Origin of the sequence: Nocardia sp. CC213A, from assembly GCF_030766805.1 — a bacterium.
GTDB lineage: Bacteria > Actinomycetota > Actinomycetes > Mycobacteriales > Mycobacteriaceae > Nocardia > Nocardia otitidiscaviarum.
Genome location: NZ_JASFXA010000008.1, coordinates 349,676 through 356,135, shown reverse-complemented (window position 1 = coordinate 356,135; position 6,460 = coordinate 349,676). Strand labels below are relative to the sequence as shown.

7 protein-coding genes are annotated in these 6,460 nt (G+C 69.0%); 5 read left to right on the top strand and 2 right to left on the bottom strand.

The features are described from left to right. Both QJS31_RS17810 and QJS31_RS17805 read right to left on the bottom strand, forming a co-directional pair. Window positions 1–1,176: serine/threonine-protein kinase (locus QJS31_RS17810; protein ID WP_306357198.1), on the bottom strand; the 1,176-nt coding region annotated here is incomplete at its 3' end. Between the two features lie 85 nt (window positions 1,177–1,261). Then, a complete protein-coding gene (locus QJS31_RS17805) occupies window positions 1,262–2,317 on the bottom strand; it encodes a M48 family metallopeptidase (protein ID WP_306357197.1) in 1,056 nt (351 codons plus the stop codon). Between QJS31_RS17805 and QJS31_RS37385 the strand changes: the two genes are divergently transcribed. The 5 genes from QJS31_RS37385 (at window position 2,202) to QJS31_RS17785 (ending at window position 6,418) form a co-directional block, all read left to right on the top strand. Next, window positions 2,202–2,474, top strand: coding sequence for an Ms4533A family Cys-rich leader peptide (locus QJS31_RS37385; protein WP_372341784.1), 273 nt, complete (start codon window positions 2,202–2,204; stop codon window positions 2,472–2,474). The two genes, QJS31_RS17805 and QJS31_RS37385, sit on opposite strands and share 116 nt — an antisense overlap. Before the next feature lie 179 nt (window positions 2,475–2,653). Beyond that, complete coding sequence (locus tag QJS31_RS17800; protein WP_282785889.1) at window positions 2,654–3,694, top strand: sulfate ABC transporter substrate-binding protein; 1,041 nt, start codon at window positions 2,654–2,656, stop codon at window positions 3,692–3,694. A gap of 101 nt (window positions 3,695–3,795) precedes the next feature. Beyond that, on the top strand, window positions 3,796–4,623 hold the full coding sequence (gene cysT, locus QJS31_RS17795; protein WP_306357206.1) for a sulfate ABC transporter permease subunit CysT: 828 nt from the start codon (window positions 3,796–3,798) through the stop codon (window positions 4,621–4,623). Then, the gene (cysW, locus tag QJS31_RS17790; protein ID WP_306357196.1) at window positions 4,620–5,426 is read left to right on the top strand and encodes a sulfate ABC transporter permease subunit CysW; all 807 of its coding nucleotides are present in this window, start codon (window positions 4,620–4,622) and stop codon (window positions 5,424–5,426) included. The genes cysT and cysW overlap by 4 nt, the downstream gene beginning before the upstream one ends. Beyond that, window positions 5,423–6,418 carry a sulfate/molybdate ABC transporter ATP-binding protein gene (locus QJS31_RS17785; RefSeq protein ID WP_282784236.1) on the top strand — a complete coding sequence of 332 codons (996 nt, stop codon included), beginning with the start codon at window positions 5,423–5,425 and terminating at the stop codon, window positions 6,416–6,418. The genes cysW and QJS31_RS17785 overlap by 4 nt, the downstream gene beginning before the upstream one ends. Window positions 6,419–6,460: the final 42 nt, after the last annotated feature.

Genomic DNA, 6,460 nt, shown 5'->3' with positions numbered 1-6,460 from the left:
GGTGAGGGGGCCGCGATGGGTCCCCGTGCCGGGACCCGCCGCTGCCCGGCCGCGATGGATCTCGGCCGGAGCGGGACCCGCCGCCGCGCCAGGGTCGGCTCCCACCGCGTGGCCTCCGGCAGCGCCGGGATCGGCCGTCGGGCCGGGATGGGCCGCCACACCGGGGGTGGCCGTCCAGCGGCCCTCCGCCTCGTCCGGATGGGACGAGCCCGGGGCGAAGCGGGTCGGGTTCGATGTGGGCGGGATCGGATGTGGTCCCGCCGCAGGGGGTTTCGGTGGGTGCGAGTCGGGGTTGGGGAGGGTGGCGTTGGGGTTGGGGATGGTCGCGGGCGGGCGGAAGGGGGTGGTGAGGGCCGCGCGGGCGGCGGCGGCGAAGGTGGAGCAGTCGGGGTAGCGGTCGTCGGGGGATTTGGCGGCGGCGCGGGCGAGGACCTCGTCCAGGGCCGGGGGGACGTCGGAGCGCTGCGGGTGCAGGTGGGGGAGGGGTTTGTTGAGGTGGCCGGCCACCACCTGGCCGGGGTTGGTGGCGGGGAAGGGGCCGTGGCCGGTGAGCAGGGCGTAGCAGGTGCAGGCCAGCGAGTACTGGTCGCCGCGGTGGTCCAGGCGTTCCCCGGAGAGCTGTTCGGGTGAGGCGAAAGCCAGTGTGGCGGAGAACATTCCGGTGGCGGTGAGCTGGGTGTTGGAGTCGGCGAGGGCGGCGATGCCGAAATCGGTGAGCACGGCCCGCTCATCGCGTCCGGTCGCGGCGGCCCACAGCAGGATATTGGCGGGCTTCACATCCCGGTGCAGGATGCCGTGGCTGTGCGCGTAGTCGAGCGCGGCGGCGGTCTCGGTGATGATCCGCACCGCCCGCTCGACCGACACGGCGCGCGGATCCAGCCGGGCGGCGTCGGTGCCGGGCACGTACTGCACGGCGATCCACAGGTGTCCGTCCTGCACCCCGCGGTCGTGGATCCCGACGATGCTCGGATGGTCCAGCCGGGCAATCACATTCGCCTCGCGCTCGAACCGCCGCCGCACCTCCTGGTCCGCCGACACCTCCCGGTTCAGCAGTTTGAGCGCCACCTTGCGCGGCAGCCGCGGATGCCGCGCGAGATAGACCGTGCCCATGCCGCCGTTGCCCAGTACGCCTTCGATCTCGTAACCGGCGAACGACTCGTTCACACCGAGCTGCACGACAGGTCACTCCATCTCGTTCGATCGACAGGGCATCCGGGTCGAGCGCGCACGCTCCCCACGGTGAGTATTCCGCACTCCGCGACTAGGAGCCGTCTCGATTCCGCCACTCGTCGAACCGCTTGCCGATCTTGGCGACGGTCTCGCCCACCTCCTGACCCACGGTATTGACCGCCGAGGCGGCATCACGCCCGAGATTGCGCACCACCTTGACCAGCGGGTCCTCCGACTGGTCGAAGGATTCGCGGTAGCTGCGGGCGGCATGGCGGATCTCCTCGCCGAGCCGCGCGTCCCGGTCGGTGTGGCGGCGCGGATACTGCCCGTCGAGCACCCGGCCGTATTCCCCGCTGGCGATCCACCGCCGCAGTTCGGCGGCGCGCAGCACCGAGAACGGGTGGCTCTGCAACTCCAGATTGAGCAGTTTGAGCACCCCGTCGCGCAGATCCCCGGAGCGGTCGTAGTCGTCGGCCTGGGCCAGGAAGGCCGCATGGCTCATCTGGTCCACTCGCGAGCCGCCCGCCAGCTTCATGTGCACCCGCACCGACGCCTCCACGTCCTGGCCCGCCAGCAGCCCGGCGCGGTCGCCGGACAGTTCGGATTTGCGGCTCCACTCCATGAGCGCGGCGATGATGGCCCGCAGCGCCCAGCCGCCGATCGGAATCCAGCCGATGCCACCGGCCAGCCGCATGAGATGCATGAGCATGGTGCGGTACACGGCGTGCCCGGAGAGCGCGTGTCCGAGTTCGTGGCCGACCACGAACCGCAGCTCCTCCTGGTCGAGCAGGTCCAGCAGTCCGGTGGTCAGCACGATGAAGGGTTGGTCCATGCCGATGGTGAGGGCGTTGGCCCGCGGGTCCTGGAGGACGAACATCTCGGGAGTGGTCGGGGCGTCCAGGATTTCGACGCAGTCCTGGCGCAGCTGGTGCAATGTCGTGAACTGCCGTTCGTCCACGCGCACCGCGGTGGCCAGGTAGAGCAGCCGGTGCTGGCGTTCGGCGAGCAGCCCGCTCAGGGTGCGCAGCACCATGTCGAAGCCGGAGAGGCTGCGCAGCGCCACCAGGGCGGTGCGGTCGGCGGGATGCTCCCAGGCGCGGGTGCTGATCTCCGGGAATCGGGTGCGGAGTCGGTCAGGGCTCGTCATGAATCTCCCCCGTGTGGGCGTTCGCGGTAATTCGCGGCGTCGAATGCCGCTCTGCTACAGTCTGCCCGTGTCGTCGAGTGCTCCACCCCGGGTCCGCCATGAATTGGCGTTGATCGCGGTGGGCTGCCTTGCGGTAGCGGACATTCACTGTCGCTGACCGCCGACCCGAACCGCTGCACAATCTCATCAGTAGACTGGCGCGCGTCCTTTCGCAGCTGACGTTCGTTCCCGGCGGCCTTCGGGCCGACAGCGCCATCGCCGTGCCCGGACGCGGGCTCACGGCAGTCCCCAGATTTCCGCCGACGAGTTCGGCGGGCGGTAGGAAAGGTCCCCTCGATGCCCCGCAGTTCCCGGCTCCGACGTCCGTCGCTCGTGACCGCTCTGGTCGCGGTCGCCGCCCTCGCCCTCACCGGATGCAGCGGCGGCTCCAGTGACGAGGTCGGCGGCGGCGATGTCGACAACAGTCGCGGCACCCTGCACCTGTACGCGTACGCGGTGCCCAAGCCCGGTTTCGACAAGGTGGTGCCCGCGTTCAACGAGACCGAGGCCGGGGAGGGCGTCGAGGTGGTGCCCTCCTACGGCGCGTCCGGCGACCAGTCTCGCAAGGTGGCCAAGGGGGCGGACGCCGATGTGGTGAATTTCTCGGTGGAGCCCGACATCACCCGCCTGGTCGACGCCGGACTGATCGATCCGGACTGGAATGCCGACGCCAACAAGGGAATTCCCTTCGGTTCCGTGGTCACGCTGGTGGTGCGCGAGGGCAATCCCAAGAACATCCGGGACTGGGACGATCTGCTCCGTCCGGGGGTGGAGGTGGTGACCCCCAACCCGTTCAGCTCCGGCTCGGCCAAGTGGAATCTGCTCGCCCCGTACGCGGCCAAGAGCGAGGGCGGCAAGAACCCGCAGGCGGGCCTGGACTACCTGGCGGAGCTGCTCTCGCCCGAGCACGTGAAGGTGCAGCCGAGTTCCGGTCGCATGGCCACCGACACCTTCCTTCAGGGCGTCGGTGACGTGCTGATCAGCTATGAGAACGAGGCCATCTTCTCCGAGCGCCAGGGCGATCCCATCGAGCATGTGGTGCCGCCGATCACTTTCAAGATCGAGAATCCGGTGGCGGTGCTGAAGAGTTCGCGCCACCCCGAGCGGGCCGCGGCGTTCCGGGACTTCCTCTACACGCCCGCCGCGCAGCGCGCCTGGGCCGAGGCCGGATTCCGCCCGGTGGACCCGCAGGTGCGCGCCGACTTCGCCGCCGAGTTCCAGCAGCCGCGGACCCTGTGGACGATCGCCGACCTGGGCGGCTGGCAGACCGTCGACCAGGACCTCTTCGCGCAGGGCAGCGGCGGTATCGCCGTCATCTACGAGCGGACCACCGGATAGTCGGGTGACGTGAAGCACACAGGATACTGGCTACCGTGAAAGACAGCAGCGGAAGCGTCGAGCTCGGGCGGGACTCGCACGCATCCACCGACACCACCGGCATCCCGCGCCCGGACCGCTGGTCCTGGCTGCGGGTGACCGGATCGGTCGGCCCCCTCGGCATCGCGATCTCGGTGCTGTGGCTCAGCATCATCGTGCTGCTGCCGCTGGCGGCCCTGACCTTCAACTCGTTCAGTGACGGCTGGTTGGGCTTCTGGGACGCGGTCACCGCGCCCGCCGCCCTGGACGCGCTGCGGGTGACGGTCGTCGTCTCGGTGATCGTGGCCGTGCTCAATGTCGTCATGGGCACCCTCATCGCCTGGGTGCTGGTGCGCGACGACTTCCCCGGCAAAAGCATCGTGAACGCGCTCATCGACCTGCCGTTCGCGCTGCCGACCATCGTGGCCAGCATCGTGCTGCTGTCGCTCTACGGTCCGCAGAGCCCGATCGACATCCAGCTCAATGCCACCCAGCCCGGTCTGGTGGTGGCGCTGGCGTTCGTGACGCTGCCGTTCGTGGTGCGCTCGGTGCAGCCGGTGCTCATCGAGGTCGATATCGAGGTCGAGCAGGCGGCGGCATCGCTGGGCGCGGACAACTGGACCACCTTCCGGCGCATCGTGCTGCCGACCCTGGCCCCGGCCATCATCAGCGGTGGCGGGCTCGCCTTCGCCCGCGCCATCGGCGAATTCGGGTCGGTGGTGCTGATCGGCGGCAATATCCCGGGCGAGACCCAGGTGGCCTCGCAGTACATCCAGCAGCAGATCGAGGTGGACCGCCCGGTCAGCGCGGCGGCGGTCTCGGTGGCGCTGCTGGTGATCGCCTTCCTGACGCTGCTGGTGCTGCGGCTGTTCGCGGAGCGGGCGACCCGGAAGGAGCAGGACGCGCAGTGAAACTCTCGGCGATGACCCGCATGTCGCTGCGCACGGTGGCGCTCGGGTATCTGTTCGTGCTGCTGGTGCTGCCGCTGGGCATCATCCTGTACCGCAGTTTCGAGCACGGGATCGGGACGTTCATCGACTGGATCTCCACGCCCGCGGCGATTTCCGCGTTCAACCTGTCGATGATCATCGTGGCCATCGTGGTGCCGGTGAACGTGGTCTTCGGCGTGATGACCGCTATCGCACTGGTGCGCGGGCGGTTTCTGGGCCGCAGTCTGGTGCAGGGCCTGGTCGATCTGCCCTTCGCGACATCGCCGGTGGTGGTCGGTGTCTCGCTGATCCTGCTGTGGGGTGCGGGCGGCTGGTTCGGCGGTCTCGAGGACTACGGCCTGAAGATCATCTTCAGTCTGCCCGGCATGGTGCTCGCCACCATCTTCGTGACGCTGCCGTTCGTGGTGCGTGAGGTGGAACCGGTACTGCACGAGATCGGCGACGATCAGGAACTGGCCGCGGCGACCCTGGGCGCGAACCGCTGGCAGACGTTCTGGCGCATCACGCTGCCCGCCATCCGGTGGGGCCTCACCTACGGCGTGGTGCTCACGGTGGCGCGGGCGCTGGGCGAGTTCGGTGCCGTGCTGATGGTCTCCACGGCGCTGCCCGGCCAATCGCAGACGCTCACGCTGCTCGTGCACGACCGATACAACGACCACAATGTCTTCGGCGCGTACTGCGCGGCGACCCTGCTCATGGGCATCGCCTTCGTCGTCCTTCTCCTGATGACTCTCCTCGAACGTAAGCGGGACTCTGCCTCATGATCACCGTGACCGGTGCGAACAAGCGCTACGGCTCGTTCGCCGCACTCGACAATGTCAGCATCGACATTCCCTCCGGGGAGTTGACCGCGCTGCTGGGGCCGTCCGGATCGGGCAAGTCCACGCTGCTGCGGTCCATCGCGGGGCTGGAATCCCTGGACACCGGGGTGGTCACCATCGCCGGACGCGATGTCACCCGGGTGCCGCCGCAGAAGCGCGATATCGGGTTCGTCTTCCAGCACTACGCGGCGTTCAAGCACATGACCGTGCGCGACAATGTGGCGTTCGGGCTCCAGATTCGCAAGCGGCCCAAGAGCGAGATCGCCAAGCGGGTGGACGAACTGCTCGAGATCGTCGGACTGGACGGTTTCCAGCACCGCTATCCGGCGCAGCTGTCGGGCGGCCAGCGCCAGCGCATGGCCCTGGCGCGGGCGCTGGCGGTGGAGCCGCAGGTGCTGCTGCTGGACGAGCCGTTCGGCGCGCTCGACGCGAAAGTCCGCACCGATCTGCGCAAATGGCTGCGGCGGCTGCACGACGAGGTGCACGTCACCACGGTGCTGGTCACCCACGACCAGGAGGAAGCCCTCGATGTGGCGGACAAGATCGCGGTCATGAACCGCGGCCGCATCGAACAGATCGGCACCCCCGAGGACGTCTACGACCGCCCCACCAACGAATTCGTCATGTCCTTCCTCGGTGATGTGGCCAAGCTGAACGGACATCTGGTGCGGCCGCACGACATTCGCGTCGGTCGCGACCCCAGCATGGCGCTGGCCAGCCACGAGGGCACGGCGGTGTCGGCCGGGGTCACTCGCGCCAGCGTCGAACGCGTCGTCCACCTCGGCTTCGAGGTGCGCGTGGAACTGAAGAACGCCGCCACCGGCGACCTGTTCACCGCCCAAGTGACCCGCGGCGACGCCGAGGCGCTCCACCTGGCCGCCGGGGAAACCGTCTACGTCCGCGCCACCCGCCTCCCGGACCTGCCCGCCGAGTGAGATCGCACTGCCCTACGGCGTCGAATCAGCGAGTGGGCGAAC

What these genes read in the sequence shown, in the direction of transcription:
- QJS31_RS17805 (WP_306357197.1), bottom strand. Translation starts at nt 2,317, where the DNA reads ATGACGAGCCCTGACCGACTCCGCACCCGATTCCCGGAGATCAGCACC.
- QJS31_RS17800 (WP_282785889.1), top strand. Translation starts at nt 2,654, where the DNA reads ATGCCCCGCAGTTCCCGGCTCCGACGTCCGTCGCTCGTGACCGCTCTG.
- QJS31_RS17785 (WP_282784236.1), top strand. Translation starts at nt 5,423, where the DNA reads ATGATCACCGTGACCGGTGCGAACAAGCGCTACGGCTCGTTCGCCGCA.
- QJS31_RS37385 (WP_372341784.1), top strand. Translation starts at nt 2,202, where the DNA reads ATGTCGAAGCCGGAGAGGCTGCGCAGCGCCACCAGGGCGGTGCGGTCG.